The 25,422-nt window shown below is 72.3% G+C and carries 28 protein-coding genes; 11 read left to right on the top strand and 17 right to left on the bottom strand.

Annotation, left to right across the window (positions count from 1 at the left end):
• Positions 1–37: 37 nt before the first annotated feature.
• Both BMY97_RS12230 and BMY97_RS12225 read right to left on the bottom strand, forming a co-directional pair.
• On the bottom strand, positions 38–907 hold the full coding sequence (locus tag BMY97_RS12230; RefSeq protein WP_091616885.1) for a LysR family transcriptional regulator: 870 nt from the start codon (positions 905–907) through the stop codon (positions 38–40).
• A gap of 45 nt (positions 908–952) precedes the next feature.
• Complete coding sequence (locus BMY97_RS12225; protein WP_091616884.1) at positions 953–1,858, bottom strand: phosphatase PAP2 family protein; 906 nt, start codon at positions 1,856–1,858, stop codon at positions 953–955.
• 111 nt (positions 1,859–1,969) lie between these two features.
• Between BMY97_RS12225 and BMY97_RS12220 the strand changes: the two genes are divergently transcribed.
• The 3 genes from BMY97_RS12220 to BMY97_RS12210 are packed head-to-tail and all read left to right on the top strand — an operon-like array spanning position 1,970 to position 4,606.
• Positions 1,970–2,656, top strand: coding sequence for a response regulator transcription factor (locus BMY97_RS12220; protein ID WP_091617100.1), 687 nt, complete (start codon positions 1,970–1,972; stop codon positions 2,654–2,656).
• 13 nt (positions 2,657–2,669) lie between these two features.
• A complete protein-coding gene (locus tag BMY97_RS12215; protein ID WP_245787278.1) occupies positions 2,670–4,112 on the top strand; it encodes a sensor histidine kinase in 1,443 nt (480 codons plus the stop codon).
• Positions 4,109–4,606 carry a hypothetical protein gene (locus BMY97_RS12210; RefSeq protein ID WP_091616883.1) on the top strand — a complete coding sequence of 166 codons (498 nt, stop codon included), beginning with the start codon at positions 4,109–4,111 and terminating at the stop codon, positions 4,604–4,606. Before BMY97_RS12215 ends, BMY97_RS12210 begins: the two co-directional genes overlap by 4 nt.
• A 6-nt stretch (positions 4,607–4,612) precedes the next feature.
• Here the strand turns inward: BMY97_RS12210 and BMY97_RS12205 are convergent, their stop codons facing one another.
• Both BMY97_RS12205 and BMY97_RS12200 read right to left on the bottom strand, forming a co-directional pair.
• A complete protein-coding gene (locus tag BMY97_RS12205; protein ID WP_091616882.1) occupies positions 4,613–4,969 on the bottom strand; it encodes a hypothetical protein in 357 nt (118 codons plus the stop codon).
• Positions 4,970–5,015: 46 nt separating this feature from the next.
• The gene (locus BMY97_RS12200) at positions 5,016–5,486 is read right to left on the bottom strand and encodes a DUF5994 family protein (RefSeq protein WP_091616881.1); all 471 of its coding nucleotides are present in this window, start codon (positions 5,484–5,486) and stop codon (positions 5,016–5,018) included.
• Between the two features lie 166 nt (positions 5,487–5,652).
• On the opposite strand from BMY97_RS12200, the gene BMY97_RS12195 reads away from it, so the two are divergent.
• On the top strand, positions 5,653–6,804 hold the full coding sequence (locus BMY97_RS12195) for a N(5)-(carboxyethyl)ornithine synthase (RefSeq protein WP_091616880.1): 1,152 nt from the start codon (positions 5,653–5,655) through the stop codon (positions 6,802–6,804).
• 42 nt (positions 6,805–6,846) lie between these two features.
• Here BMY97_RS12195 and BMY97_RS12190 read toward each other — a convergent pair whose 3' ends face one another.
• Positions 6,847–7,440, bottom strand: a complete 594-nt coding sequence (locus tag BMY97_RS12190) for an NADPH-dependent FMN reductase (protein ID WP_091616879.1) — start codon at positions 7,438–7,440, stop codon at positions 6,847–6,849.
• 109 nt (positions 7,441–7,549) lie between these two features.
• Between BMY97_RS12190 and soxR the strand changes: the two genes are divergently transcribed.
• Complete coding sequence (gene soxR / locus BMY97_RS12185; RefSeq protein ID WP_091616878.1) at positions 7,550–8,017, top strand: redox-sensitive transcriptional activator SoxR; 468 nt, start codon at positions 7,550–7,552, stop codon at positions 8,015–8,017.
• A 27-nt stretch (positions 8,018–8,044) separates the two neighbouring features.
• On the opposite strand, the gene BMY97_RS12180 is transcribed toward soxR, so the two are convergent.
• From BMY97_RS12180 to BMY97_RS12170, 3 genes are all read right to left on the bottom strand, one after another.
• Complete coding sequence (locus BMY97_RS12180) at positions 8,045–8,551, bottom strand: mycothiol transferase (RefSeq protein WP_091616877.1); 507 nt, start codon at positions 8,549–8,551, stop codon at positions 8,045–8,047.
• A gap of 138 nt (positions 8,552–8,689) precedes the next feature.
• The gene (locus BMY97_RS12175) at positions 8,690–9,181 is read right to left on the bottom strand and encodes a hypothetical protein (protein ID WP_245787277.1); all 492 of its coding nucleotides are present in this window, start codon (positions 9,179–9,181) and stop codon (positions 8,690–8,692) included.
• Position 9,182: 1 nt separating this feature from the next.
• Positions 9,183–9,821 (bottom strand): hypothetical protein, encoded by a 639-nt coding sequence (locus tag BMY97_RS12170; protein ID WP_091616876.1) that lies wholly within the window; start codon positions 9,819–9,821, stop codon positions 9,183–9,185.
• Between the two features lie 181 nt (positions 9,822–10,002).
• Here BMY97_RS12170 and BMY97_RS46985 point away from each other — a divergent pair, with 181 nt between their 5' ends.
• A complete protein-coding gene (locus BMY97_RS46985; RefSeq protein ID WP_177231294.1) occupies positions 10,003–10,170 on the top strand; it encodes a hypothetical protein in 168 nt (55 codons plus the stop codon).
• 3 nt (positions 10,171–10,173) lie between these two features.
• Here BMY97_RS46985 and BMY97_RS12165 read toward each other — a convergent pair whose 3' ends face one another.
• A complete protein-coding gene (locus BMY97_RS12165; protein WP_091616875.1) occupies positions 10,174–10,557 on the bottom strand; it encodes a VOC family protein in 384 nt (127 codons plus the stop codon).
• Between the two features lie 22 nt (positions 10,558–10,579).
• A complete protein-coding gene (locus BMY97_RS12160) occupies positions 10,580–11,008 on the bottom strand; it encodes a DUF6314 family protein (RefSeq protein ID WP_091616874.1) in 429 nt (142 codons plus the stop codon).
• 185 nt (positions 11,009–11,193) lie between these two features.
• On the opposite strand from BMY97_RS12160, the gene recQ reads away from it, so the two are divergent.
• Positions 11,194–13,017 (top strand): DNA helicase RecQ, encoded by a 1,824-nt coding sequence (gene recQ, locus BMY97_RS12155; RefSeq protein WP_091616873.1) that lies wholly within the window; start codon positions 11,194–11,196, stop codon positions 13,015–13,017.
• 73 nt (positions 13,018–13,090) lie between these two features.
• Positions 13,091–14,359, top strand: coding sequence for an FAD-binding protein (locus BMY97_RS12150; RefSeq protein ID WP_091616872.1), 1,269 nt, complete (start codon positions 13,091–13,093; stop codon positions 14,357–14,359).
• Between the two features lie 42 nt (positions 14,360–14,401).
• Here BMY97_RS12150 and BMY97_RS12145 read toward each other — a convergent pair whose 3' ends face one another.
• Complete coding sequence (locus BMY97_RS12145; protein ID WP_091616871.1) at positions 14,402–15,148, bottom strand: SDR family NAD(P)-dependent oxidoreductase; 747 nt, start codon at positions 15,146–15,148, stop codon at positions 14,402–14,404.
• A gap of 118 nt (positions 15,149–15,266) precedes the next feature.
• Between BMY97_RS12145 and BMY97_RS12140 the strand changes: the two genes are divergently transcribed.
• Positions 15,267–15,866, top strand: a complete 600-nt coding sequence (locus BMY97_RS12140) for a TetR/AcrR family transcriptional regulator (protein ID WP_245787276.1) — start codon at positions 15,267–15,269, stop codon at positions 15,864–15,866.
• A 190-nt stretch (positions 15,867–16,056) separates the two neighbouring features.
• On the opposite strand, the gene BMY97_RS12135 is transcribed toward BMY97_RS12140, so the two are convergent.
• Entirely contained in the window at positions 16,057–16,263 is a 207-nt protein-coding gene (locus BMY97_RS12135) for an antitoxin (protein ID WP_091616867.1), read from the bottom strand.
• A gap of 147 nt (positions 16,264–16,410) precedes the next feature.
• Here BMY97_RS12135 and add point away from each other — a divergent pair, with 147 nt between their 5' ends.
• Positions 16,411–17,394 carry an adenosine deaminase gene (add, locus tag BMY97_RS12130; protein ID WP_091617097.1) on the top strand — a complete coding sequence of 328 codons (984 nt, stop codon included), beginning with the start codon at positions 16,411–16,413 and terminating at the stop codon, positions 17,392–17,394.
• Here the strand turns inward: add and BMY97_RS12125 are convergent.
• Together BMY97_RS12125 and BMY97_RS12120 are read right to left on the bottom strand one after the other, a co-directional pair.
• Positions 17,372–18,760, bottom strand: coding sequence for a vWA domain-containing protein (locus BMY97_RS12125; protein ID WP_091616865.1), 1,389 nt, complete (start codon positions 18,758–18,760; stop codon positions 17,372–17,374). The genes add and BMY97_RS12125 overlap by 23 nt on opposite strands.
• Positions 18,757–19,638, bottom strand: a complete 882-nt coding sequence (locus BMY97_RS12120) for an AAA family ATPase (RefSeq protein WP_091616863.1) — start codon at positions 19,636–19,638, stop codon at positions 18,757–18,759. The genes BMY97_RS12125 and BMY97_RS12120 overlap by 4 nt, the downstream gene beginning before the upstream one ends.
• A 388-nt stretch (positions 19,639–20,026) precedes the next feature.
• Between BMY97_RS12120 and mgrA the strand changes: the two genes are divergently transcribed.
• The gene (mgrA, locus tag BMY97_RS12115) at positions 20,027–21,055 is read left to right on the top strand and encodes an L-glyceraldehyde 3-phosphate reductase (RefSeq protein WP_091616861.1); all 1,029 of its coding nucleotides are present in this window, start codon (positions 20,027–20,029) and stop codon (positions 21,053–21,055) included.
• Positions 21,056–21,090: 35 nt separating this feature from the next.
• Here mgrA and BMY97_RS12110 read toward each other — a convergent pair whose 3' ends face one another.
• The 3 genes from BMY97_RS12110 to BMY97_RS12100 form a co-directional block, all read right to left on the bottom strand.
• Positions 21,091–22,335, bottom strand: a complete 1,245-nt coding sequence (locus BMY97_RS12110) for a PucR family transcriptional regulator (RefSeq protein ID WP_091616859.1) — start codon at positions 22,333–22,335, stop codon at positions 21,091–21,093.
• Between the two features lie 159 nt (positions 22,336–22,494).
• The gene (locus BMY97_RS12105) at positions 22,495–22,950 is read right to left on the bottom strand and encodes a (2Fe-2S)-binding protein (RefSeq protein WP_091616857.1); all 456 of its coding nucleotides are present in this window, start codon (positions 22,948–22,950) and stop codon (positions 22,495–22,497) included.
• 26 nt (positions 22,951–22,976) lie between these two features.
• A complete protein-coding gene (locus BMY97_RS12100) occupies positions 22,977–25,262 on the bottom strand; it encodes a xanthine dehydrogenase family protein molybdopterin-binding subunit (RefSeq protein ID WP_091616855.1) in 2,286 nt (761 codons plus the stop codon).
• Positions 25,263–25,422 lie beyond the last annotated feature (160 nt).

Raw genomic sequence — 25,422 nt, 5'->3', positions numbered from 1 at the left:
AAGACCTGATCACGGCCCGGCTTATCGGCCGGGCCTATCAGTCCCTCGCGCAGGCGAGGAAGGCCTGCGCCGGCGGGGTCAGCCCCGAGGCGCGGTGCAGCAGCGCGAGGTGCAGGTACGCGGGCGGGTCGAGGTCGAGCACCCGGGCCCCGGCCCGCTCGGCCAGCGGCGCCCACGAGTCGGCGAGCAGCGCGACGCCCACGCCGCCCAGCACGAGCGGCAGGATGGCCTCGCGGTGCTCGGTCTCGACCACGTCGACCAGGTCCACCCCGCCCGCGCGGAGGTCGTCGACCAGCCGGCGCATCCCGGTGCCGGGCTGCCCGACGATCATCCGCTGCCCGGCCAGGTCCCCGTGGCGCACCACGGTCCCGTCGAACGGCGCGCCGGCCGGCGCGACCAGCACGAACCGCTGCCGGCCCAGCGGGACGACCTCGACCCCGGCCGCGGTGAGCGGCTCCGGCCCGGCGGCGAGCCCGATCTCGGTGGCGCCGCCGCGCACCAGGGCGAGCACCTCGGCGGGGGTGAACGCGGCGCGCACGGCCACCGACAGGCCGGGGTGGCGGCGGGTGAACCGGCGGATCATCCCGCCCAGCGGCTCGACCGCCTGCGACGGCATCGCGGCCACTTCGACCCGGCCGACCTCCAGCCCGGCCACCGAGTCCACGCTGGCCCGGGCGGCCGCCAGCCCCCGCACCACCTGGCGCGCGGGCTCGATCAGCGCGTGGCCCGCCTGCGTGAGCACCAGCCGGCGGCCGACGCGGTCGAACAGGGCGGTGCCCAGGTCGCGTTCCAGCGCCCGGACCGATTGCGACAACGAGGGCTGCGCGACGTGGAGCGCCGACGCGGCGCGGTTCATCCCGCTGTGGTCCACCACCGCGAGGAAGTACTCCAGCTGCCGCGCGTCCACTTCTCCTCACCTCACTCCGCGCCTGTGACGATAGCGCGGCGCCGGTCAGCGGCTCAGCCGCGAACCCGCGCGTGCCGGGTCGAAGTTGACGCGCCGGAGCGGGCCGGCGACGAGCAGGACCACCGCGGCCGAGCAGGCCGCGGCCAGCACCATGGCGGCGACGAACTGCGCGGCGGCCGAGGTGGCGGTGGCCAGCACCGCGTAGCCGCCCAGCACGAGGGCCGACGGCGCGAGCAGCGTGACCAGCACCGGGACCGGCGCCACCCCCGTGGCGTCCGGGCGGCGGGCCGAGACGACCGCCGCGCCGGCGCACACCACGGCGGCGACCAGCAGGCAGCCGCCGACGGTGTCGGAGAGCCGGTGCCAGCCCAGCGCGACGGTCGCCGCGGCGACCCAGGCGACGCCGAGCGAACCCCCGGCGAGCACCCAGGTGCGGAACCGGGCGGGCAGCACCACGCCCAGCGCGAGCACCACCGCCGTGGCCGCGCTGACGTGCCCGCTCGGGAAGCTGTTGTGGCTCGCGACCGCCGACCCGTCGTTCAGGCCGGGCCGGTCGAGCACGTAGATCTTGAGCAGCTGCGCGGCCAGCATCGGGGTGCCCAGCAGCACCAGCGCGGTGACCCCGAGCGCGAAGCGGCGGCGCGCCAGCGCGATGGCCAGCACCAGCACCGCGACCCCGCCGAGCGCGACCACCAGGTCGGCGTGCTGCAACGGGGCAGCCCAGTCCACAGTGGACCGGCGACTGGACTGGGCGCTGCGCACCACGCCGTTTTCCGCCTGCTGCCCCGAAGCCGTGCGCACGAAAAGCAGGTACGCCACGACGAACGCCACCGCGCAGCCGGCCGCGGCGGCGATCAGCAGGACGGTCCGTGACGCGGCCGCGGTCACCAGTGCGTGGCGCGGGGCGGTGGACGAGGTGGCCGAAGGTGTTTCGGAGAACATCACAACCATGTCCGCGAGTCTCGGCGCGGCTTTTCTCGGTCCCGTCAGAGCAGTGTCATGGTTTCGCTACAGAACCGCCCCGGTTGGCTCCGGAACCCGCCGTTCCGAATAATGTGCCGGGTGGTGGAGCTCCTGGTGATCGAAGACGACGCGTCCGTGCGCGAGGGACTGGAGCTGGCCCTGCGCCGCCAGGGCCACACCGTGCACACGGCCGGCACCGGGGAGCGGGGCCTGGAGATCGTGGCCGAACGGGGGCCGGACATCGTGGTGCTGGACCTGATGCTGCCCGGCATGGACGGGTTCGAGACCTGCCGCCGGATCCGGGCCGCCGGGCAGATCCCGATCATCATGCTCACCGCCCGCAGCGACGACTTCGACATCGTCGCCGGGCTGGAGGCGGGCGCCGACGACTACGTGGTCAAGCCGGTCGAGCCGCGGGTGCTGGACGCGCGGATCCGGGCCGTGCTGCGCCGCGCCACCGCCGACCACGACGCCCGCGAGAAGGACGCCGAACAGCACGGCGACCTGGTCATCGACCGCGCCGGGATGCAGGTGACCAAACGCGGCGAGCCGGTCGCGCTCACCCCCACCGAGCTGAAGCTGCTGCTGGAGCTTTCGCGCACGCCCGGGCAGGTGCACAGCCGCCAGCAGATCCTCACGGCCGTCTGGGAGCACGACTACCTCGGCGACTCCCGCCTGGTGGACGCCTGCATCCAGCGGCTGCGCTCGAAGATCGAGGACGTGCCGGCCCGGCCGGACCACGTGCAGACCGTGCGCGGGTTCGGCTACCGCTTCGGCCGCTCGTGAACCGGCGCCGCTGGTGAAAGCCCACCGGTTACGGCAGTGGCTGGCCGGGCTGCGGCCCCGGCTGGTGCTCTCGTTCGCGGCGATGACGCTGGTGGGCGCGGCCGCGGCGGCGGGCGCGAGTTACGTGTCGGCCCGCACCACTATCCTGTCCGGGGTGCAGGACCCGGCGATGACCCAGCTGCGCGATCAAGTCACCGTCTACCTCCCGCAGCTCCGGCTGCCCCCGGACCAGGCGCAGCTCGACCGGTTCGCGAACAATCTGAAGAACCTCAAGGGCAACCCCATCGTCGTCTACCGGGATCTGACCGGGGGCAGCAATTTCACGCCGCAGGCCGTGCCGGCCGAGTTGCGCCGGGCCGTGGCCGCCGGCGAGACCGTCCAGTTCCAGCGGGTGACCGAGGAAGGGATCCCGATGCTGTTCATCGGCATGCCGGTGCTGGAGCAGACCGCCGCCGGCGCGACGGAGCACACCGGCGTCGAGGTCTACGCGTGGGTCTGGCTGACCGCGCAGGAGGATTCGATCAACCAGCTCGCCGTCCGGGCCTGGCAGACGGCGGCACTGGCGCTGCCGATCGCGGTGGCGCTGGCGCTGCTCGCGGCCCGGCAGGTGCTGCGGCCGGTGCGCGCGCTCAACACCGCGGCCCGCAAGCTCGGCCACGGCCAGCTCGACGTCCGGCTGCCCGCGAAGGGCTCCGACGAGCTGGCCGAGCTGGTCACCACGTTCAACAGCACCGCGGCCGAGCTGGAGCGGACCGTCGGCTCGCTGCGGGCGATGGAGGCGGACGCACGCCGGTTCGTCGCCGACGTCTCCCATGAGCTGCGCACGCCGCTGGCCGCGATGAACGCCGTCACCGACGTGCTGGACGAGGACGCCGAGCAGCTGCCCGCGGACACCGCCGTCGCCGCGCGGCTGGTGTCGGCGGAGACCCGGCGGCTGACCCGGCTCGTGCAGGACCTGGTCGAGATCTCGCGGTTCGACGCCGGCCGCGCCGAGCTGCGGCTGGACGAGTGGGACGTGGCCACGGCGGTGGCCGACAGCATCGGCGCCCGCGGCTGGTCCGCCGCGGACGGCATCGTGACGGACCTGCCCGCCGGCATCGTCGCGACGCTCGACCCGAGGCGGCTCGACATCGTGGTCGCCAACCTGGTCGGCAACGCACTGCGCCACGGCGAGCCGCCGGTCGAGGTCCGGCTGGGCAGCGACGGGACGACGGTCACGCTGGCGGTCACCGACCACGGCCCCGGCATCCCGGCCGAGGTGCTGCCGCACGTGTTCGACCGGTTCACCAAGGCGGACAGCTCGCGCGCCCGGTCCGAAGGCAGCGGGCTCGGCCTGTCGATCGCCCGCGAGAACGCGCGCCTGCACGGCGGCGACATCGAGGCGGGCAACACCCTCGACGGCGCCCGGTTCGTGCTGCGCCTGCCGCGCCGCGCCCGTCCCCCGGAGCCTCGATGAAGCTGCGCAGAAGGACACTCACCGCACTGGCCGCCGTCGCGCTGCTGGCCGCGGGCTGCGGCGTCCAGCCCACCGGCGTCATCCCGGCCGGGCCCGCGCCGGCGGTGTCCGGCTCCCGGTTCGACCTGCTGACGCTGTACTTCCTGCTGGACGGGCAGCTCGCCCCCGTGCAACGTTCGTGGCCGGGGACGAGGACCCCGGAGGTCGCGCTGGCGCAGCTCTTCACCGGGCCGAGCGACGAAGAGCAGAAGTCGGGTTACGTCTCGCAGCTGCCCACCGGCGTCAGCCCGCAGGTCGAGATCACCTCCGCCGACGGCACCCCGACGGTCACCGTGCCCTACCCGCTGCGGAAGCTGAGCACGGACGGCCTGAGCCAGATCGCCTGCACGACGATCGCGGCGCTGACGGCCGAGGGCCAGTTCGTCCGTACCGGCGGCATCACCGTCGCCGGCCCCGACCTGACCGCCACCCAGGTGGGATGCGGCACCGGCTGAGCCGGCTCACTCCGTGGGCAGGAACCGCGCACGGTGGCCAGCGCCAGCTCGGACGCGGGGGCGGCCGGCTTGGTCGAGGTTGGCCTCGAGCGCGGCCTGCACCGCGCCGGTCAGCGCGGCCGCCTCGACCTCGTCCAGCCGGGCCTCGTACGTCTCGTGCAGCTTGCGCGCCCAGCGGTCGCCGACCACGGCGTTGCGCAGCAGGTAACCGAAGTCCTGGTCGCCGGCGCGCGCACGGTCCGCACTGGTCTCAGCCGTGCGAAGGCGGCGGTCCAGCGGCAGCCAGCTCGGCGAACACGCGATGCTGCTGCGCCCGGCGCTGGAGGGCGCCCTCGACCGCCGGTCCACTTCGGACAGTGCCACGAAAGGCCCCGCCCGCGGCTCCCGCCAGGCTTGGACTCACCGCGACCTACCGTCCCGGCGCGTCACATTCGGCCAGCAGCGTTTCGACGGTCGCCGAATTCCCCTTTTCCGCCGCGGTTTTCAGCACCCGGTGCGCGAGCACGGAATCGGTGGCCGGTGGGACGACCAGCAGGGTCAGCCGCCGTTCGGGGCCGACCACGGTCACGGTGCCGGCGGTCTGGGCCCGGAATCCTTCCAGGCGCACCAACCGGTTCTCCGGCAGCCGGCGCGCGACCACGGCGCGATCGGCGAGGCTGTAGGTGACGTGTTCGACACGTTTCAGCGACGGCTCCAGCTCGGCCAGCAGGGCCGGCAGCTCGGCGACGAAGTCGTCCGAACGCGGCCACCAGGCACCGTCGACCTGACCCGAGGACGGGCCTTCGGGCTTGAGCCGCACCCGGTCAGCCGCGGCCGTGGTTTCCCTGCCCTGGGCGGTGTTTTCCGGTGCGGTGGTGATTGTTTGCGGGCCCGACGGCATGCCGGCGCTCCCGTCCCCGGCCGGGCGAACCGGCCGGCCTGGTCGCCCGAGGCCGGCGCGGGCAGAGGCGCCTGCGCGCGAAATGCTCTGGGGCTGCCCCGAACACTACACCCCGCCATCCGCGCGACGTTCTGTGTTAAGACTTGTCTCTAGCAAAGGGGCCAACGTGCACCAGCTCAGTCTCGGAGTCATCTCCAGCTCGCGCAAGGAAAACGAACGGCGGTTGCCGATCCATCCCCGCCATCTCGACCGGATCGACGCGGACCTGCGCGCGACCATCTACCTCGAACAAGGCTACGGGGAGCGCTTCGGCATCCCGGATGAACAGCTGGCCGGCCTCGTCGCCGGCCTGCGCACCCGCGAGGAGCTGATCGCGGAGACCGACGTGGTCCTGCTCGCCAAGCCGCTGCCCGAAGACCTCGCGGAGCTGCGGACCGGCCAGGTCCTGTGGGGCTGGCCGCACTGCGTGCAGGACGACAAGCTCACCCAGCTGGCCATCGACCGGCAGCTGACCGTGATCGCGTTCGAGGCGATGAACCACTGGAACGGCGACGGCTCGTTCGGCCTGCACGTGTTCCACCGGAACAACGAGATCGCCGGTTACTCCTCGGTCCTGCACGCGTTGCAGCTGATCGGCTCGACCGGTGACTACGGCCGCCGGCTGCGCGCGGTCGTGATCGGCTTCGGCGCCACCGCGCGCGGTTCGGTGACGGCGCTGAACGCGCTCGGCATCCACGACGTCGACGTCCTCACCGGCCGCGGCCTGTCCGCGGTCGGCTCGCCGATCCACTCCGCGAACATGGTCCACTTCGAGCACGACGCCAACAACCCCGGCGACCCCCGCCGCAGCCACGCGCTGACCGAGCACGGCCGGGTGCCGCTGGCCGGGTTCCTCGCCGAGCACGACATCGTCGTCAACTGCGTGCTGCAGGACACCGACGCGCCGCTGACGTTCCTGCTCGAAGAAGACCTGGCCGCGTTCGCGCCGGGCAGCCTGATCGTCGACGTCTCCTGCGACGAGGGCATGGGCTTCAGCTGGGCGCGGCCGACCACCTTCACCGATCCCGCGTTCGTGGTCGGCGGCGACGTCACCTACTACGCGGTGGACCACAGCCCCTCGTACCTGTGGGATTCGGCCAGCTGGGACATCAGCGAGGCCCTGCTGCCGCACCTGCGCCCGGTGCTCTCCGGGCCGCCCGCGTGGGACGTCAGCGAGACGGTCCGGCGCGCGATCGAGATCCGCGAAGGGCACGTGCACAACCCGGCGATCCTGGCGTTCCAGCACCGTTCGCCGGACTACCCGCACGTCCGCGGCTGACCGGCGCCGGCGCGGGCGGCGCGAATCCGCCCGCGCCGGGCGTCACGCGGGATAGGGGCGCGCGGCCCTGCCCTGGGCGAGCGAACGGGCCCACCACTCCAGCTGGTCCAGCAGCGCCTTCGCGGCGACGGCGGTGGCCGGCGCGTCCTTGGGCGAGCCGTTTTCGTCGAACTGCCCGTGCGCGCCGTGGAAGCTGACGGTCTCCCGGATCGTCACCGCGTGCAGTTCGGCGAAGACCTGCCGCAGGTGCTCGACGGCGCGCAGGCCGCCGGAAATCCCGCCGTAGGAAACAAAAGCCACCGGCTTCGCGCGCCATTCGGCCATGAACCAGTCCACGACGTTCTTCAGCGAGGCCGGGTAGCTGTGGTTGTACTCGGGCGTGATCACCACGAACGCGTCGGCGGCCGCGAGCCGGGCGCTCAGGTTCGCCACCTCTTCGACGACCTCCGGGGCCGGTGCCGACCCGCGGCCGGGCATCACCAGTGGCAGCGCGAGATCGGCGACGTCGACGACGTCCACCTCGAATCCGCCGTGCCGGCCGGCCTGTTCGGTGAACCAGCTCGCCACCGTGGGCGCGAACCGTCCTTCCCGGACACTGCCGACGACCACGGCGACCCGGACGGGAGCTTCCGACACTGTTTTCCTCCTGTGCTTCGCGGCAGGGAAAGGACTTCCCGCCGTCCGGCCCAGTCTGAAACCTCAAGCTCCCTTGAAGTCAAGCCCCGCATCCGGGCAGACTGAGGGCATGACGAAAACCGAACTGCCGGACCTGAGCGTCGGCGAGCTGTCCCGCCGCAGCGGCGTCCCGGCGTCGGCACTGCGGTTCTACGAGGACGAGCAGCTGATCCGGAGCCGCCGCACCGCGGGCAACCAGCGGCGCTACCGGCGCGACACGCTGCGCCGCGTCACCTTCATCCGGATGTCGCAGCGGGTGGGCATGCCGCTGTCGACGATCCGCGAGGTGCTGGGCCTGCTGCCGGACGACCGCACCCCCACCCGGGTCGACTGGGACCGGATTTCGCAGTGCTGGCGCAATGACCTCGACGAGCGCATCCGGCAGCTCGAACAGCTGCGGGACCAGCTCAGCGACTGCATCGGCTGCGGCTGCATGTCCCTGACGAAGTGCCGCCTGGCCAACCCGGGCGACCAGCTCGGCCGGGTCGGCCCCGGTCCGCAACGGCTCCCGGACCACCGCGCGGAGGGCTACGCCTGAGCGGGGCTCGGCCTGGTCGCCTCGTGCTCAGCCGAGGAGCACGCCGCGCAGGTACGCGGCCTGACCGGCGTGCTGCAGGTCGTCGGACAGGACGCTGACCAGCCGCACCCCGAGCGTCACCGGCGGGTCCCAGCGCTCGTCGACGATCCGGTCGAGATCGGCCTCGCGGAGTTCCGAGAGCCAGGCGACGGTCTGCTCGTGCACCGCGTCGTAGTAGCCGGTGAGCAGTTCGGGCGAATCGGCCCGAACGGCGGCGACGTCGGCGCTGCTGTGCCCGTAACCGATGTCCGCGGGCGGGAACGGCAGGCCGAAGCGGCGGTGCCAGTCGTGCGCGGTCCACACCTGCTCGGTGCCCGCGACGCCGGCGACGTGGTCGTCCTGCACCCGCGCCAGGTGCCAGACCAGCCAGGCGATCGAGTTCGCGTCCGGGCCCACCCGGGCGGTCAGCTGCTCGCCGGTCAGGCCGTCGACGGCCCCGTGCACCACCCCCTGGATCCGGCTGAAGCCGTCTGCCAGCATTTCGGCCACGTTCATCCGCGTTCCTCCTCGGCTTGATCCTCAAGTCTGCTACCCCGATCATGCCCCGGGGAAACGACGGGGCCCAGTGCCGGACGCGAAGCCGGGCACCGAGCCGAGTGGCCCGGTGCCCGGCGTGCAGAAACCCGGTCGCGGTTACGAGCCGATCAGCTGGTCGAAGAACGAGCGGTACCGGCGCAGCGCGACCCGCAGTTCCTCGGTGGCCGGCTCGCCGTCGCGCCATTGCGCCTCGAGGTCGCCCTTGTGCTCGGCGAACGAGGAGGCCAGCGCGCTGATCACGGCGGCGACCAGCTCGTCGGCGTCACGGACAGCGCGGCGCGGGTCGTCCACGAAGCCGGTCTGCACGTCCTGCCAACGGCCACGGAAGCTCGTCACGGCCTCTCCGTCGAACAGCGGCGGGGCGTCTTCGGTTGCCGCGCGCCGGTCCGCGGTGTGCGCGCCGGACCTGGCGCCGGCCTCCCCGGTGCTCTCGGTGTCCACAGTGTCCAGTGATCCTCCGGTGCGCACTGGGCTTTCGGTGTCCACACTGGACCTTCGCGGCTCGTCGGCGACGTCCCGGGTTCCGCTCCCCTGTGCGGTCGAGGCCAGGTCGGCGGTGCTCAGGCCGCGGGTCTGGTGGTCGGTCATGTCAGCGTCCTCCGTTGCGCTCGTCGGTGCTGCGCTCGTTGCCGCCCTCGTGGCGGTTCCCGCCCCGCACGGCGGCCTGCTCGCGATCGGTCCCGTGAGGACGGTCGGCGCCGTCGGTCAGCAGGTCCTCGAAAACGGTGCGGTAGTGCACCATCGCGTCGCGCAGCTCCTCGGTGGACAGAGCGGTCTCCGCGTGCCGGGTGTGCGTGTCGTGCGCCGCGCGGTAGTGCTTCAGGGTGCTCGAATGCCGCACCGAAAGGTCCGACAGCTGCTGGTCGTAGCCTTCGGTGGGGTAACCGCGCTCGGCCATCAGCGAGACCAGCACCTCGTCCGCCTCGTCGACGGCGCCCGCGGGCTGGTCGACGAACTTCTCCTGGATCAGCGCCCACCGCTGGGCGTAGCGCTCGCGAGTGGACGGTGAGAGCGGGTGGATGTCGAGTTCCCGGTGGCGACGCTCTCGATCGGCCAGATCCCGTTGTGCCGCACGGGGACTCTCGTTCTCCTCCACCGCCCGGTTGTACTCGGGGCCGAACTTCCGCTGCAGCCGTTTGCGCTGCGTCTCCTGCAGCACCAGCCAGGCCACCGCGGCGATCACCACCACGGCGACCACGACGATGACAACGATCAGCCATGTGGGCATCGCACGAACTCCTTCTGGGTGTTGTCGAAGCCCCCCGTTGGCTGCTGGATTCCCCCTGGCGCGGCGGGGAAACACGAATCGCCGTCAGGCCAAGCGCTTTCGGCCGAGTGGCCGTACCGGCGCCGCCGGATGCGGTACCGTCGGGGCACCAGCGCGAATCCGGCGAATCGGGAGGACCACCGTGCACGGGGGCTTGGGCTTGGAAACGGTGTCGTACGCCGTGCTGCCCGGCTCCGGCAGCGTCGCCGGCGTGCCGATCCCCGGCTGGGCGACCGCGCTCATCGCCCTCGCCTGCGCGGCGTCGGCCGTGGTGGTGCTGCTGGTGTTCCTGCGCAACCGCCGCCGGTGAGGCTCAGCGCAGGTACCGGCTGACCTCGATCAGGTTCCCGTCCGGGTCGCGGAAGTAAACGCTGAGGATCGGGCCCGTCGCACCGGTGCGCTCCACCGGCCCCTCCTCCACCGGCACGCCCGCGCGGGCGAGGTCGTCCTGCACCTCGTCGAGGGTGTCCGTGGTGATCAGGCAGAGGTCGGCGCTGCCCGCGGCCGGGCGCCGGGCCTTCGGCTCGAACTCGTGCCCGGCCTGGTGCAGGTTGATCTTGCTCCGGCCGAACGCCAGCGCCTTGCGACCGCCCTTGAACGTCACCTCGGTCATGCCGAGCACCCGCGTGTAGAAGACGACGGTGGCGTCGACGTCCGCGACGGTGAGCACGAGGTGGTCCAGGCGGTCGATGCGCATCAGGGGTCCTTCCGGTTCCGGCTCAGCCGCGGGTGAAGCGGGTGGTGATCACGTGGTCCTTGGCCGGTCCGGTGACCACCCACTCCTGCCGCCAGTGGCCGGCGTCGAGCACGAGGTACTCGCCGCGGTAGATGTCGTCGCGGCAGGGGTGGTCGGTCGCCCAGGCGCCGGTGCTCAGGTCGAGGTCGTGGAAGAACCCGCCGTGGTCGAAGTGCACCGCGGCGCGGCCGCCGCCCGCCGGGTGGTAGCGCAGGGTGCGGCTCATCGGGCCGGTGTACGCGCCGAGCCGCATCCGGCCGGTCTCGCGGTAGACGAGCACGCCGTCCTCGACCGTGAAGACCGCCTCGCCGTCCGCCGTGCCGATCGGCTCGCCGTCGGTGGCCACGATTTCCCTCGACAGCCGCCAAGAGCCGGCGAAGTGCGCCGTGAGGTCGGTGATGGCGAAGGGCACCCGGCCATTCTGCGCCCGCGGCCGGTTTCCCGTCCGCCCGGACGGGGAAGGATCACAGAACCGCCTGACACGGAGGGTCACGCCCGGCGCGGTGAACGGGACACTCGCGCCAGGACGGCCAGGGCGGCCGAACTCTGTCGGGCCCCCGGCCTAGAATCGGCCGGGTGGCTCACCCCGACCCGGCCATGGCGGCCGCCCCCACCTCCGCGCTCGAAACCCTGCACCGGGTGTTCGGCTACGACGCCTTCCGCGGCGACCAGGCGGAGATCGTCGAGCACGTGATCTCCGGCGGCGACGCGCTGGTGCTCATGCCCACCGGTGGCGGGAAGTCCTTGTGCTATCAGATTCCCGCGCTCGTGCGGCCCGGCGTCGGCGTGGTGATCTCGCCGCTGATCGCGCTGATGCAGGACCAGGTCGACGCGTTGCGCAACCTCGGCGTGCGCGCGGGTTTCCTCAACTCCACGCAGGATTTCGGCGAGCGGCAGCGGGTCGAGGAGGCGTTCGTCTCCGGTGACCTCGACGTGCTCTACCTGGCGCCGGAACGGCTTTCGGTCGAGTCGACCGTGCGGCTGCTGGACCGGGGGAAGATCGCGCTGTTCGCCATCGACGAGGCGCACTGCGTGTCCCAGTGGGGCCACGACTTCCGGCCCGACTACCTGATGCTGTCCTCGCTGCACGAGCGCTGGCCGGACGTGCCGCGCATCGCGTTGACCGCGACCGCCACGGAGACCACGCACAAGGAGATTTCCGCGCGGCTGAACCTCGACGGCGCGAAGCACTTCGTCGCGAGCTTCGACCGGCCGAACATCCAGTACCGGATCGTCGGCAAGGCCTCGCCGCAGAAGCAGCTGCTGGAGCTGCTGCGCACCGAGCACAAGGGCGACGCGGGCATCGTCTACTGCCTGTCGCGCGCTTCGGTGGAGAAGACCGCGGATTTCCTGGTGCAGAACGGAATCCCGGCGGTGCCGTACCACGCGGGGCTGGACAAGCGCGTCCGCGCGGCGAACCAGTCGCGGTTCCTGCGCGAGGACGGGCTGGTGGTGGTCGCCACGATCGCGTTCGGGATGGGCATCGACAAACCGGACGTCCGCTTCGTCGCGCACCTCGACCTGCCGAAGTCCGTGGAGGGCTACTACCAGGAGACCGGCCGCGCGGGCCGCGACGGGCTGCCGTCCACCGCGTGGCTGGCGTACGGGCTGCAGGACGTGGTGCAGCAGCGCAAGATGATCGACAGCTCCGAGGGCGACGAGGCACACCGGCGGCGCCAGGCGGCGCACCTGAACGCCATGCTGGCGCTGTGCGAGACGGTCGAGTGCCGCCGCGTGCAGATCCTCAACTACTTCGGCCAGGCCGGGCAGCCGTGCGGCAACTGCGACACCTGCCTGACCCCGCCGGAGCAGTGGGACGGCACGATCCCGGCGCAGAAGCTGCTCTCCACCGTCGTCCGGCTGCGCAACGAGCGGCGGCAGAGCTTCGGCGCCGGCCAGCTCACCGACATCCTGCTGGGCAAGACCACGCCGAAGGTCACGCAGTTCCAGCACGAAACGCTCAAGGTGTTCGGCATCGGCACCGAGCTGCACGAGTCGGAATGGCGCGCGGTCGTGCGGCAGCTGCTGGCCCAGGGCCTGCTCGCGGTCCAGGGCGACTACGGCTCGCTGGTGCTGACCGAGGCCAGCGCGGAAGTGCTGAGCGGCTCGCGGAAAGTCATGCTGCGGCGCGAGCCGGAGCGCCCGGCCGGCGCCCGCACGTCGCGGACCCGCGGCAAGACCGCCGCGGTCGAGCTGCCGCAGGAGGCGGCGCCGCTGTTCGAGCGGCTGCGCGCCTGGCGGGCCGCCACGGCGAAGGAACAGGGCGTCCCGGCGTACGTGATCTTCCACGACGCGACCCTGCGCCAGATCGCGACCGAGCGGCCGAGATCGCTGGAGGCACTCGGCACGGTCAGCGGAGTCGGCGAGAACAAGCTGGCCAAGTACGGGGAAGGCGTGCTGGCTTCGCTGGCCGAGGAGTGAGCACACGCCGGTGGCGGATAAGTCTGAGTGAGCAGGCCTCGTCGGGTAGGCACGGACAGCAGGAGGCATCTCGGTGGGCGAGTCGAACTGGGCCGGAAACCACGGCTACGCCGCGGAAACGGTGCTGGCCCCGCGCACGGTGGACGAGGTGCGGGCGGCGGTCGCGACCGCGGCCACCGTCAAGGCGCTGGGCAGCAGGCACTGCTTCAACGACATCGCCGACGTCCCCGGCGGGCTGCTGCTCGACCTGGCCGCGCTCAAGACCCCGGTGGAGATCAACGCCGAAGCCGCCACCGCGACCGTCGGCGGTTCGGCGCGCTACGGCGACTTCGTCGGGCAGCTGCACGCAGCCGGTTTCGCGCTGCCCAATCTCGCCTCGCTGCCGCACATCACGGTGGCGGGCAGCGTCGCCACCGGCACCCACGGGTCCGGGCGGCGGCTGCACGGGCTCGCGTCGGCCGTTTCGGCGCTGGAGCTGGTCACCGCGGACGGCGAGCTGCGGGCCTTCTCGCGGGAGCGGGACCCGGACGTCTTCCCGGGGCTGGTCGTCAGCCTCGGCGCGGTCGGCGTGGTCACGCGGCTGACCCTGGATCTGGTGCCCACGTTCGACGTCCGCCAGAACGTCTTCGAAGGCCTGCCCTGGGCCGCTCTGCCCGCGCACTTCGACGAAATCGAGGACGCCGGGTACAGCGTCAGCCTGTTCACGGACTGGGCCGGTGACAAGATCGGCGCGGCCTGGGTCAAGAGCCGCGTCGAGCCGGGCCTGCCCGCGCCGGCCACGCTGCACGGCGCGATCCCGGCCGGCGGGCCCCGGCACCCGGTGCCCGCCGCCGGGGTCCCGGTCGGCCACACCACACCGCAGCTCGGAGTGCCGGGACCGTGGTACGAGCGGCTCCCGCACTTCGCGCTCGCGTTCACCCCGAGTGTCGGCGACGAGCTGCAGTCGGAGTACTTCGTGCCGTACCGGGACGCGGTGGCCGCGATGGAGGCGGTGCGCGGGATCGCCGACCGGCTGGCCCCGGTGCTGCTGGTGTCCGAGATCCGCGCGATCGCGGGCGACGAGCTGTGGCTGAGCCCGGCGCAGGGCGGCGACCGCGTGGCCTTCCACTTCACCTGGCGCCCGCGCCAGCCCGAGGTCGAAGCCCTGCTGCCACTGCTCGAAGAGCGGCTCGCCCCGTTCGGCGCGCGCCCCCACTGGGGCAAGCTCTTCCACCGCAGCGCCCTCGGCGAGCACTATCCGCGGATGGCGGATTTCCGGGCGCTGATCACCGATCTCGACCCGGGCGGGAAGTTCCGCACCCCGTTCGTCCGCCGGACGGTGTTCGGGGACGCCGGCGCCTAGCGGCGTGCGGGTGTTCGCGCCGCACGCCGCAGCGCGCCCTGATCAGAACTGGTTCTCGCCGCCGTCGATGTCCAGGTTCGCGCCGAGCACGAAACTGCTCTCGGGCGAGGCGAGGAAGGCCACCGCGGCGGCGATCTCCTCCGGGCGGCCCATCCGGCCGATCGGCACGCCCGCGGCGAGTTCGGTCTTGGCCGCGGCCGCGTTCTCCTCGCCGACGGCCCGGTTGATGCCCGGGGTGTCGATCGCGCCCGGCGAGACCGTGTTGACCCGGATGCCCCGGTCCTTCAGCTCGTTGGCCCAGGTTCGCGCGAGCGACCGGATCGCCGCCTTCGACGCCGAGTACAGGCCGTAGGTCTCCCAGCCGTCGTCGGCGCGGATGGAGGCGTTGAGGATCACCGAGGCGTCCCTGTTGAACAGCGGCAGCGCCTTCTGCACGGTGAGCCAGGTGCCCCGGACGTTGATCCCGAAGATCTCTTCGTACTGCGCCACGGTGGCCTCCTCCAGCGGCGCGAACGCGGCGGTGGCCGCGTTGGCGAACACCACGTCCAGGCCCCGGCCGCGGTCGCGGACCGCGTCGTAGAGCCGGTCCAGGTCGGCCGGGTCCGCGATGTCACCCGGCACCGCGGTGGCCGCGGGCCCGATCGACGCGGCGGCCGAGTCCAGCTCGGCCTTGCGCCGGCCGACCAGGAAGACGTGCGCGCCCTCGGCCGCCAGCCGGGCCGCGGTGGCCTGCCCGATCCCGGTGGCGGCGCCGGTGATCACGGCGGTCTTGCCTTCGAGCTTTCCCATGGGCTGAGTCCCCTTACTTCAGTATCGATCGGTACCGAAGTCGAACCTAGCACTTCTGAACCGATCGGTACCGAAGGGGTAGAGTCTGTTGGTGATGGCATCCGCCGAGAAGACTCCGATGGGCCGGCCACGCGGCTTCGACGCCGACGAGGCGCTGGAGCGCGCCATGCTGGTGTTCTGGGAGCAGGGCTACGAAGGCGCCAGCCTCACCGACCTGACCGGCGCCATGGGCATCACCCGCACCAGCATGTACGCGGCCTTCGGCAACAAAGAAGAGCTGTTTCGCAAGGCGATGCGGAGATACGCCGAGGGTCCCGCCGCCTACACGGTCCAGGCGCTGGAGGAACCGACCGCCCGGCAGGTGGCGACGACGTTCCTCACCGGCTCGGTCCGCACGACCACCCGTCCCGGCTTCCCGGCCGGATGCCTGGCCGTGCAGGGCGCGCTGGCCGCCGGCGACCTCGGGCGCCCGGCGCGCGACACGCTGGCTTTCTGGCGCGAAGAAGCCCGCTCACGCCTGCGGGACCGCTTCCAGCGGGCCGTCGACGAAGGCGACCTGCCACCGGAGGCCGACACCGGACTGCTCGCCCGCTACCTCATGACCGTGGCGAACGGCATCGCCGTCCAAGCCGCCGGCGGCGCCGGGCACGACGAACTCCAGCAGGTGGCCGACGCAGCACTGGAGAACTGGCCACCCGGAAACCGGCCACCCGCCTGAGCATGGTGCCCGAACCCCCGCGGCCGGTCGGCCAGCGGGGCGGGCGGGCTCGCGGGGCCAGTGAGCCCGCGCGGCCAGTGAACCCGTGGGGCCAGTGGGCACGCGGGGTCGGCGCGCCGCAGGGCAGGGCGCTCACCGAGCCGATGTGCTCACCGGGCCAGCGCGCTCGCAGGGCCGGTGAACTTCCGGGTCAGTGCCCGGGACGAGGCCGGGTGGCGTCGCCGACCTTGCGGACCGCGCCGCTGAGCTGGCTGTGGTACTTGCCCTTCGTCTTCTCGTCGACGAAGGTGGCGGCCTTGCCCACGACCTGGTTGACCTTCTCCGGGTTCTTGCGCGCATAGGACTGGACGACGCCCGCCGCGCCGGCCAGGATGGCCAGGCGTTTCATCAGTGCCATGAGAGATCCTCCCGTTGTTCCTCGCCCGTTCAACGCCCGGCGGCCACCCGCGGTTCCCGGAAGCCGAGCATTCCGGACATCGGCACCGCGCCGTATCAACCGAAAACCACGCGACCCCGGCCGCGCCGCCCCGGCATGATCACGGGCATGCGCGACCTCGCCGCCCTCCCCAAGGCGCACCTGCACGTCCACCTCGAAAGCACGGTCCGGCCCGGCACCCTGCGCGAACTGGCCGGCGCCAACGGCGTGCCCCGGCCCGACGAGGCGCCGGCGTTCGACGGGTTCCGCGCGTTCGCCGACTACAACTCGCTGATCCGCGCCTGCCTGCGGCGGCCGGAGGACTTCGAGCGGGTCGCGCGGGAGTTCTGCGAGGACGAGTTCGCGCAGGGCACACGCTACGCCGAGGTGACCTTCACCGCCGCCGCACACGGGGAACGGCTGGGGGACCTGGAAATGCCGCTGGCTTCCGTCCTCAAAGGACTGTCCGAAGGCGGCGCGCGCACCGGCCTCGAATGGCGCGTGCTGCTCGACCACTCACGACGGCGGCCGGTGGCGCGGGCCGAGCGGACGCTGGACCTCGCGCTCCGCCACGAGGGCGTGGCCGGTCTGGGCCTGGCCGGTGAGGAGCGGTACCCGCTGAAGCCGTTCGCGGCCGTTTTCGATCGGGCCCGCGAGGCGGGCCTGCACCTCGTGCACCACGCCGGGGAGGACGCCGGCCCCGGCAGCATCCGCGAGGCCCTCGACCTCGGCCACAGCGAGCGGATCGGCCACGGGATCCGGATCCTGGAGGACGACGCGCTGGTCGCCGAGGTGCGCGAGCGGGGCGTCGCGCTGGAGGTCTGCCCGTCGTCGAACGTCACGCTCGGGCTGGTGCCCTCGCTCGCCGCGCACCCGCTCCCCCGGCTCGTCGACGCGGGCCTGGCCGTCACGCTGAACACCGACGTCCCGTCGGTCACCGGCGCCACGCTCACCGACGAGTTCGCCCGCGCCCGCGCCGCGTTCGGCTACGACGACACCCGCCTGGCCGCGATCGCCGCCGCGGGCGTCACCGCCTCCTTCGCGCCCGAGGCCACGAAAACGGCTCTGCACCAAGGGATTTCGGCCTGGCTCACACCGGGAGAAGGCGCGTGACGAGCGCACTGAGCTGCTGCACCGTGCGGCACTCGTGCATTTCGACCAGCTCGGCGTAGGCGAGGGCGGCCGAGTCGCCCGTGGACCACAGCGCGCGGCGCTCCGGGTTGAGCCAGAACACGTGCCGGGCACGGTCGCGGACGGTGCGGAGCGCGTCGAGGTTCGGGTCGCCGCCGTTGGTGCGGGCGTCGCCGAGCACGAGCACGGAGGTGCGCGGGCCGACGGCGTCGAGCCAGCGGTCCGCGAACTGGCCGAGCGCGCCGCCGTAGTCGCTGTGCCCGTCCCAGCGCACCACCGCCGCCTCGCTCAGGATGCGCGCGCCCAGGTGCTCGGGGTCGGCCGTGCCGGTGGTGACCAGGTGGGTGACCTCGTCCGTGCTGTCGACGAACGCGAACACCCGGATCTTGCTGAACTGATCACGCAAGGCCTGCACCAGCAGCATGGTGAAGTTCGCGAACCCCGCCACCGAGCCGGAAAGGTCGCACAGCAGCACGATCTCCGGCCGTCCGGGGCGGCGGTGCCGGTACGCCGGGCGCAGCGGCACTCCCCCGGTCGTCAGCGAGCGGCGCAGCGTCCGCCGCAGGTCGATCTGCCCGCGGGTGGTGCGCTTGCGCCGCGCGGCGAGGCGAGTGGCGAGCTTGCGTGACAGCGGCTGCACGGTCCGGCGCAGCTCGGCCAGCTGCGCGCGGCTGGCGACGAGGAAGTCGACGCGGTCGGCGGCGGGCGCGATGGCGTGCTGCGCGACCCGCTCGCGGCCCCGGACCTCCGCCGCCCGGCGGCGCGCCTCCGTCCGCACCCGGCCGCGGAAACCCTCGACCCGGCGCCGGATCTCGTCCCGCGTGAGCCGGTCCGTGAACGCTTCCCCGGTCTCTCCGGCCGGAGCGCCGCCGCCCGCGCGCAGGGCCGCGAGCACCCGCGCGATCAGGGTTTGCGGCTGGAGCCGGTCGAGGGTCTGGTGCGCGGAGAAGCCGCCGCCCGGCCCGGACCCGGCGCCGTACTGGCCGAGCATGTCCACCGCGAGCCCGGCGAGCTGCGCCAGGGTCTGCTCGTCGCCCTCGGCGAGCGCGGCGCCCAGCGCGTCCCGCAGCTGCTGGAGGTCACGCGGCCGGTCCTCGCGCGCCAGCTCCGGCGTCCCGACCCCGGCCGGGAAATACAGGTCGAACGTCGCGTCGAACACCGCCCGCTGCCCGTCCCGGCGTACCAGCGCGGCGGCGAGCCCCTCGCGGACCAGCTCCCGGTCGTCGAACCCGAGCACCTCGAGCGCGGCCGCCGCGTCGACGGTCTCGCTCGGCCCGGCCGCAATGCCGTGGGACCGCAGCGCCCGGACGAACCCGGTCAGCCGCTCCGTGACGCCGGGAGCGGTCACGACGCGTCCAGCACCTGGTCGAGCTTGAGCCCGGCCCCGGCCTTGACGATGTCGTCCTGGTGCTTGAGCACCACGCCGAGGCTTTCGCGCACCACCTGCTCGTCGAGCGTGCCGGCGCCCAGCTCCAGCAGGGTTCGCGCCCAGTCGATGGTCTCCGCCACCGACGGCAGCTTCCGCAGGTCCATCGCCCGCAGCGCGGCGATCACGCGGACCACGGAATCGGCCAGCACGGCGTCGACGCCCGGCACCTTGAGCCGGACGATCCGGCGTTCCAGCTCCTCGTCCGGGAAGTCGATGTGCAGGAACAGGCAGCGCCGCCGCAGGGCCTCGGACAGCTCGCGCGTGGCGTTCGAGGTCAGCACCACGAACGGCTCCCGCGTCGCGGTGATCGTGCCCAGCTCGGGGACGGTGACCTGGAAGTCGCCCAGCACCTCCAGCAGCAGGCCCTCGACCTCCATGTCGGCCTTGTCGGTCTCGTCGATCAGCAGCACGGTCGGCTCGGTGCCGGAAATCGCGGTGAGCAACGGGCGGCGCAGCAGGAACTCCTCGCCGAAGATGTCGGTGCGCGCGTCCTCCCACGTCTCCTCTCGACCGGCGGTGATGCGCAGCAGCTGCTTGGCGTGGTTCCACTCGTACAGCGCGCGGGCCTCGTCGATGCCCTCGTAACACTGCAACCGCACCAGCCGCGACCCGCTCACCGCGGCGACCGCCTTGGCCAGCTCGGTCTTCCCGACCCCCGCCGGCCCCTCGACCAGCAACGGCTTGCCCAGCCGATCGGCGAGGAACACGGTGGTCGCCACCGCCGTCGACGCGAGATAGCCGGCCTCGGCCAGCTTCGCCGACACATCGTCGACGGAGGAGAAGAACCCGGTACCCACGCGACCTCCTAAGCGTTTGCTTACCCCATTATGCGGGACGGGCCGCCGGGACTCCCCCTCCCCAGGTGGGTCGGCACGCTCAGTAGCCGTGCGCGGCTCTCGCGCCAGGCGGCAGCGCACCGGCTCGGATCCTTACCCGACACGCGGCCGGCTACTCACCCCCGGGCCGGACACGTATCCGTCCCCCGGCGGGTTTACCGCGATCCCGGCACCGGTGGCGGTGGTGTTGTCTTCTTTTTCGATCCGGCCAGGAGCGTGCCTTTCGCCTCGCAGGGGCAGCGCAACGGCCGTGAGCGGGAACACCCCGCCCGCGCTCGGCCGGGCCCGACGCGCGGCCGTGTTCCTTCCGCTACACAGCAGCCTTGCGTGAAACGGCTAGCATCCGGGCGTGACCTATGTTGCGGCGACCAGCCGATACGACTCCCTGCCCTACCGACGCTGCGGGCGCAGCGGGCTGAAGCTGCCCGCCATCTCGCTGGGCCTGTGGCACAACTTCGGGCACGACCGTCCCCTGGACGTCCAGCGGGCCATCACCCGGCGCGCGTTCGACCTGGGCATCACGCACTTCGACCTGGCGAACAACTACGGGCCGCCCTACGGCTCGGCCGAGGAGAACTTCGGCCGCCTGCTCGCGACGGACTTCAAGCCCTACCGGGACGAGCTGATCGTCTCCACCAAGGCCGGCTACGACATGTGGCCGGGCCCGTACGGCGATTGGGGCTCGCGCAAGTACCTGCTGGCCTCGCTCGACCAGTCGCTGGGCCGCCTGGGCCTGGACTACGTCGACATCTTCTACTCGCACCGCGTCGACCCGGAGACGCCGCTGGAGGAGACGGTCGGCGCGCTCGACCGGGCCGTGCGCTCCGGCAAGGCCCTGTACGTCGGCATCTCCTCCTACCGTTCCGAGCGCACCGCCGAGGCCGCCCGCCTGCTGCGGGAACTGGGCACGCCGCTGCTGATCCACCAGCCCTCGTACTCGATGTTCAACCGGTGGACCGAGGACGACCACCTGCTGGACACGCTGGAGGACGCCGGCGCCGGCTGCATCGCGTTCTCGCCGCTCGCGCAGGGCCTGCTCACCGACCGCTACCTCAAGGGCGTGCCCGAGAATTCCCGCGCGGCACAAGGAAAGTCGCTCGACCCGGACACGATCACCGAGGACAAGCTGGCGAAGATCCGGGCGCTGGCCGAGATCGCCGCCCGCCGCGGCCAGTCCCTCGCGCAGCTCGCCCTGGCCTGGGGCCTGCGGGACCCGCGCATGACGTCGATGCTCATCGGCGCCAGCAGCGTCCGCCAGCTGGAGGACAACGTCGCGGCCCTGAAGAACCTCGACTTCACCCCCGGGGAACTCGCCGAGATCGACAAGTACGCCACCGAAGCGGACATCAACCTCTGGAAACGCTCCAGCGACGCCTGACCGTCCTCGACGACCCGGGGCTGTCCGGCCGTCGGTCAGCCCCCGGGCGTCGGCCGTGGCGTCGGCAGGTGCGCCGTCTCCGGGAACAAGTGCAGCGCCCGCAGGGCCGCACCCAGTTCGGCGATGTCGGCGGGATCCGTGAGCGAGCGGCCCAGCTCCTCGGTGACGCGGCGCAGGCGGTGGCGGATCGTGTTGGGGTGGCAGAACATCCGCTCCGACGTCAGCTTCGTCGAGCCCTGGCAGTCGAACCAGGCGCGCAGGGTCAGGAGCAGCACGTTGCGGTCGTCGCCGGGGAGGTCGAGGATCGGGCGGAGCACGTGGTGCGCCAGCTGCACCGACGCTTCCGGCGCGCTCGCCACCAGGCCCGCGAGCGGCGATTCGGTGAACTGCACCAGCCCGGACGCGCCGGGAGCCAGGCTGGACAGCGCCACCCGCGCGAAGTGCAGCGCCCGCGCCGTGTTGCCCAGCCCCGAAAACACCGGGCTCATCCCGACGCGGCCGACCGGCTCCGCGCCCGTCAGGTCCACGATCACCTTGGCGGCCAGCGGATCCCGCATCGAGACGATGCCGACCTGCAGGTCCGGTGTCAGGCGCCAGGCCGAAGCCTGCCGGGCCGCGCGCAGCCGCTGTTCGATCTGCGGCAGCGGCTCGTGGCCCAGCCGGGGCGTCTCGGCCGCGACGACGACGAAGGTGCCGTCCAGGGACAGCTCCAGCACACGCGCGATGTCCCACAGCTTGCCCTCGGTCGCGGCGCCGCCGGCGAACAGGGCCTCGACCAGAGCGGAGCGGCGATTCTGGTGCGCGACGACCACTTCCGCGGACGTGTCGCGGTAGGCGAGGGTGAGCGCCTCGGCGTAGTCGTCGATGAGCGCCCAGATCGCGGACGTCACGGCCACCAGACCGGCCAGGTCCTGCTGGTCCCCGCGCGCGGTGAGCGCCACGAACCGGTGCCACACCTCGGTGAACCCGATCCGGTAAGCACGCAGCACCTCGGGCAGCGGCGCGCCCTGCAACGCCCGCGCACGGCCGCCGGCCCGGGCCTGGGAAAGATCGGGTGCCTCGCCGCCCTGCAGCGTGTGCAGCACGAACTCGATGTTGACGCGCACGGACTTCCGCAGCTCGGTCCGGGTCAGGAACCGCTGCTCGCGGTAGACCGGGATCTGCTCGAGGATCTGCCGGGTGGTGGCCTCGACCAGTTCGGGCAGCTCCCGCTCGACCTCGGCCGCGAGCGCGGCGACAACGGGGGTCAGACCGCCGCGAGGCGCAGTCCGGTTCTGCATCGATGCCCTCCAGGCCGGGCGTGACCACGCGGGGGCTCTTCGTCGAGCCCGCCCGGAAGGACAGCTAACACGACCGGCACCGTCACGTCCGGGTGAAAAATGACAGCCTCCGCGGATGCGGCAAGGAGCCTGGAGCACCTGCCGCATCCGCGGAACGGCTCACATCTTGGCCGCGGCCGCCTTGATGGCCTCGCGGATCCGGAAGTACGAGCCGCACCGGCAGACGTTCTGGATCGCGTCGATGTCGGCGTCGGTCGGGTTCTTCGTCTTCTTCAGCAACGCCACCGCGGCCATGATCTGCCCCGGCTGGCAGTAGCCGCACTGTGCGACGTCCTGCTCCAGCCAGGCTTCCTGCACCGGGTGCAGCTTGTCGCCGTCGGCGAGGCCCTCGATCGTGGTGACCTGGCGGCCCTCGCACTCCGAGACCGGCGTGACGCACGGGTTGATCGCCTCGCCGTCGAGGTGGCTGGTGCAGGCCTTGCAGACGTTGATCCCGCAGCCGTACTTGAGGCCGCGGACCTTGAGCTTGTCGCGCAGCGCCCAGAGCAGCGGCAGGTCGGCGGGCGCGTCCACGGTGACGGTCTTCCCGTTCACCGCGAAGCTGTATTGGGGCATGGGAACTCCTCGTGGCAGGGGGACGGTCAGCGGGGGAACGGGTCGAAGTCGACCGGGAAATTGATCGGGAAGCTGCGCGGCTTGATCCCGGTGGCGCGGGCGTAGGCGTTGGCGATCGCGCCGACCGGCGCCGGCAGGCCCAGCTCGCCCGCGCCGCCGATGTCGCCGCCGTTGGCGGGCATCACGAAGACGTTCACCTCGGGCGGCGAGTTCTTCTGGCGCGCGTAGTGGAACTGTGAGTAGCTGCCTTCCAACGGCAGGCCCTTGTCGATGTGCAGGCCCGCGGTGAGCGTGGTCGAGATCGCGTCGGTGAGCCCGCCGAGCATCTGCGACTGCAACCCGCGCGGGTTGACCGGCTTGCCGACGTCCACGGCGATGGTGGCCTTGGTGACGCGCGGGTTCTTCGGGTCGCGGGCGTCCATCTGGACCAGGCAGGCGGCGTAGGACTTGTACTCGCCGTGCACCGCGATGCCCTGCGCGAAGCCCTTCGGCATCTTCTTGCCCCACTCGCCGAGCTCGGCGACCTTGTCCAACACGGCCTTCTGCCGCGGCTCCTTGATGAACTCGCGCCGGAACTCCAGCGGGTCCTTGCCGAGCTTCGCGGCGATCTCGTCGACCATGATCTCCTCGGCGCCGCGGGTGTTCGCGGAGTACACCGAGCGCCACGCCGAGGTGTGGAACTTCAGCGGCACTTCGTTGAGAAGCTGAGTGGTGACACCGAAGTTGTACGGCGACTTCACGGTCAGCAGGAACACCGTCTGCGCGAAGCTGAGGTTGCCGCCCACCGGCAGCTTCGCGGCGAACGCGGTGAGGATCTCGCCGAGGCCGTGGCCCCAGTCGGTCTCGACGCTGGCCACGCGGTGCTCGAACGTGAGCACCTGGCCGAGCGCGAAGGTCGCGCGGATCTTGTGGTGGCTGGCCGCCCGCGCGCGGCCGTGGCGCATGTCGTCGATGCGGCTCCACATCAGCCGCACGGGCTTCTTCATCGCCTGCGAGATGTGCGCGGCCTCCAGCGCGGCGTCGAAGAACAGCCGCCGGCCGAACGAGCCGCCGCCCTGCTGGACGTGCACGGTGACCTTGTTCTCCGGCAGCCCCAGCTCCTGCGCGATGGTCTGCTTCGCCACGATCGGCGACTTCAGCCCGGCCCAGATGGTGGCGCTGTCCTCGCGCACGTCGGCGACCGCGGAGTTCGACTCCATCGGTGCGTGGCTCACGAACGCGAAGTCGAACTCGCCGTCCACGTACTGCGTCAGCAGCGGCGGCACCACGAACGGCAGCGCGGCCGCTTGGAGCTTCTTCCGGATCGACGCGTTGTCCTCGCTGTCGACCGTGCCCGCGTTCCAGGTGACGTCGAGCGCGTTCTTGCCGTCGAGCGCCTGGCCGAAGGTCTCCGCCATCACCGCGACGCCGGTGGACACCACGGCGAGGTCGATGATGCCGGGCATCGCGCGCACGGCGGCCTCGTTGTTGACCTTCTTCACGGTGCCGTTGATCGTCGGCGGGCGCCGGACCATCACCGGCATGGCGCCGGGGATGTCGAGGTCGAGGGTGTAGACCTGCTTGCCGGTGACCATGGCCAGCGCGTCCTTGCGCGAGGTCGGCGTGCCGACCAGCGTGTGCGCCGACTCGGCCTTCGGCTGGACCGGCGCGACCGGCAGCGCGGCCCGCGAGGCCGGGCCGGCCAGCTCGCCGTAGGAGGCCTTGCGCCCGTCCGGGGCGCGCACCAGACCGTCGCGTGTGGACAGTCGCGACACCGGCACGTTCCACTGGGCGCCGGCCGCGGCCACCATGCGGGCCCGGGCCGTCGCCGCGGCGGAGCGGATCGGGCCGTACAGCGACCGGATGGTGTTCGAGCCGCCGGTGAGCTGGTTGAACAGCAGCTCCGGACGGGCGTCGGAAAGCACCACGTCGACCATCTCGAGCGGCAGGTCCATCTCCTCGGCGACCAGCATCGCGGACGCGGTGTTGATGCCCTGCCCCACTTCCGCGCGCGGCAGCTGCAGCCGCACGTGCCCGCCGGTGGTCACCTCCAGCACGAGCATCCCGGACGTCGGCGCGCACGAGAGCGTCAGCACGTCGCCGAGGTCGAGGATGTCCGCGGGCTGCGGCAGGGTCGGCACGGCGGCCTCGGCCGCGGCGGGCGCGAGGGCGTCGAAGGAGAGCTTCGTGGCGACGGTCAGCGTCGGGGCGGCGACCAGGTAAGTCAGGAAGCGGCGGCGGCCGACCCGGCTCTGCTCGTCCGGCGCGTGGTCCGGCGCGTCGTCCGGTGCGGCCTCGCCGTGCTCGCCGGGGCGGGTGACAGGACTGGCCATCGGGAATCCCTTCGGGGGCTCGCGCGGGCAAGCACCGCTGCACCGGCGCAGCCCGGACGGGGTGGAAACGGGGAAATCGGGCAAGACGCGGGTCACGCTAAGCACGTGACAGAACCGGCGCAACGCGCAGTAGTCATGTCGACTGATTTGTGTGACGAGA

It is taken from the genome of Amycolatopsis saalfeldensis, from assembly GCF_900110575.1.
Lineage (GTDB): Bacteria > Actinomycetota > Actinomycetes > Mycobacteriales > Pseudonocardiaceae > Amycolatopsis > Amycolatopsis saalfeldensis.
Note: the sequence above shows the minus strand (reverse complement) of the source record. Positions and strands in the feature narration are given on the sequence as shown.

Excerpts from the sequence above, each read along its gene's own strand:
- BMY97_RS12165 (WP_091616875.1), bottom strand. The coding sequence starts at position 10,557 with ATGCGCATCGACCGCCTGGACCACCTCGTGCTCACCGTCGCGGACGTC.
- BMY97_RS12110 (WP_091616859.1), bottom strand. The coding sequence starts at position 22,335 with ATGCAGAACCGGACTGCGCCTCGCGGCGGTCTGACCCCCGTTGTCGCC.
- BMY97_RS12175 (WP_245787277.1), bottom strand. The coding sequence starts at position 9,181 with ATGACCGACCACCAGACCCGCGGCCTGAGCACCGCCGACCTGGCCTCG.
- recQ (WP_091616873.1), top strand. The coding sequence starts at position 11,194 with ATGGCGGCCGCCCCCACCTCCGCGCTCGAAACCCTGCACCGGGTGTTC.
- add (WP_091617097.1), top strand. The coding sequence starts at position 16,411 with ATGCGCGACCTCGCCGCCCTCCCCAAGGCGCACCTGCACGTCCACCTC.
- BMY97_RS12140 (WP_245787276.1), top strand. The coding sequence starts at position 15,267 with ATGGGCCGGCCACGCGGCTTCGACGCCGACGAGGCGCTGGAGCGCGCC.
- BMY97_RS12145 (WP_091616871.1), bottom strand. The coding sequence starts at position 15,148 with ATGGGAAAGCTCGAAGGCAAGACCGCCGTGATCACCGGCGCCGCCACC.
- BMY97_RS12180 (WP_091616877.1), bottom strand. The coding sequence starts at position 8,551 with ATGAACGTGGCCGAAATGCTGGCAGACGGCTTCAGCCGGATCCAGGGG.
- BMY97_RS12225 (WP_091616884.1), bottom strand. The coding sequence starts at position 1,858 with ATGGTTGTGATGTTCTCCGAAACACCTTCGGCCACCTCGTCCACCGCC.
- BMY97_RS12105 (WP_091616857.1), bottom strand. The coding sequence starts at position 22,950 with ATGCCCCAATACAGCTTCGCGGTGAACGGGAAGACCGTCACCGTGGAC.
- BMY97_RS12100 (WP_091616855.1), bottom strand. The coding sequence starts at position 25,262 with ATGGCCAGTCCTGTCACCCGCCCCGGCGAGCACGGCGAGGCCGCACCG.
- BMY97_RS12200 (WP_091616881.1), bottom strand. The coding sequence starts at position 5,486 with ATGCCGTCGGGCCCGCAAACAATCACCACCGCACCGGAAAACACCGCC.
- soxR (WP_091616878.1), top strand. The coding sequence starts at position 7,550 with ATGACGAAAACCGAACTGCCGGACCTGAGCGTCGGCGAGCTGTCCCGC.
- BMY97_RS12135 (WP_091616867.1), bottom strand. The coding sequence starts at position 16,263 with ATGGCACTGATGAAACGCCTGGCCATCCTGGCCGGCGCGGCGGGCGTC.
- BMY97_RS12170 (WP_091616876.1), bottom strand. The coding sequence starts at position 9,821 with ATGCCCACATGGCTGATCGTTGTCATCGTCGTGGTCGCCGTGGTGGTG.
- BMY97_RS12210 (WP_091616883.1), top strand. The coding sequence starts at position 4,109 with ATGAAGCTGCGCAGAAGGACACTCACCGCACTGGCCGCCGTCGCGCTG.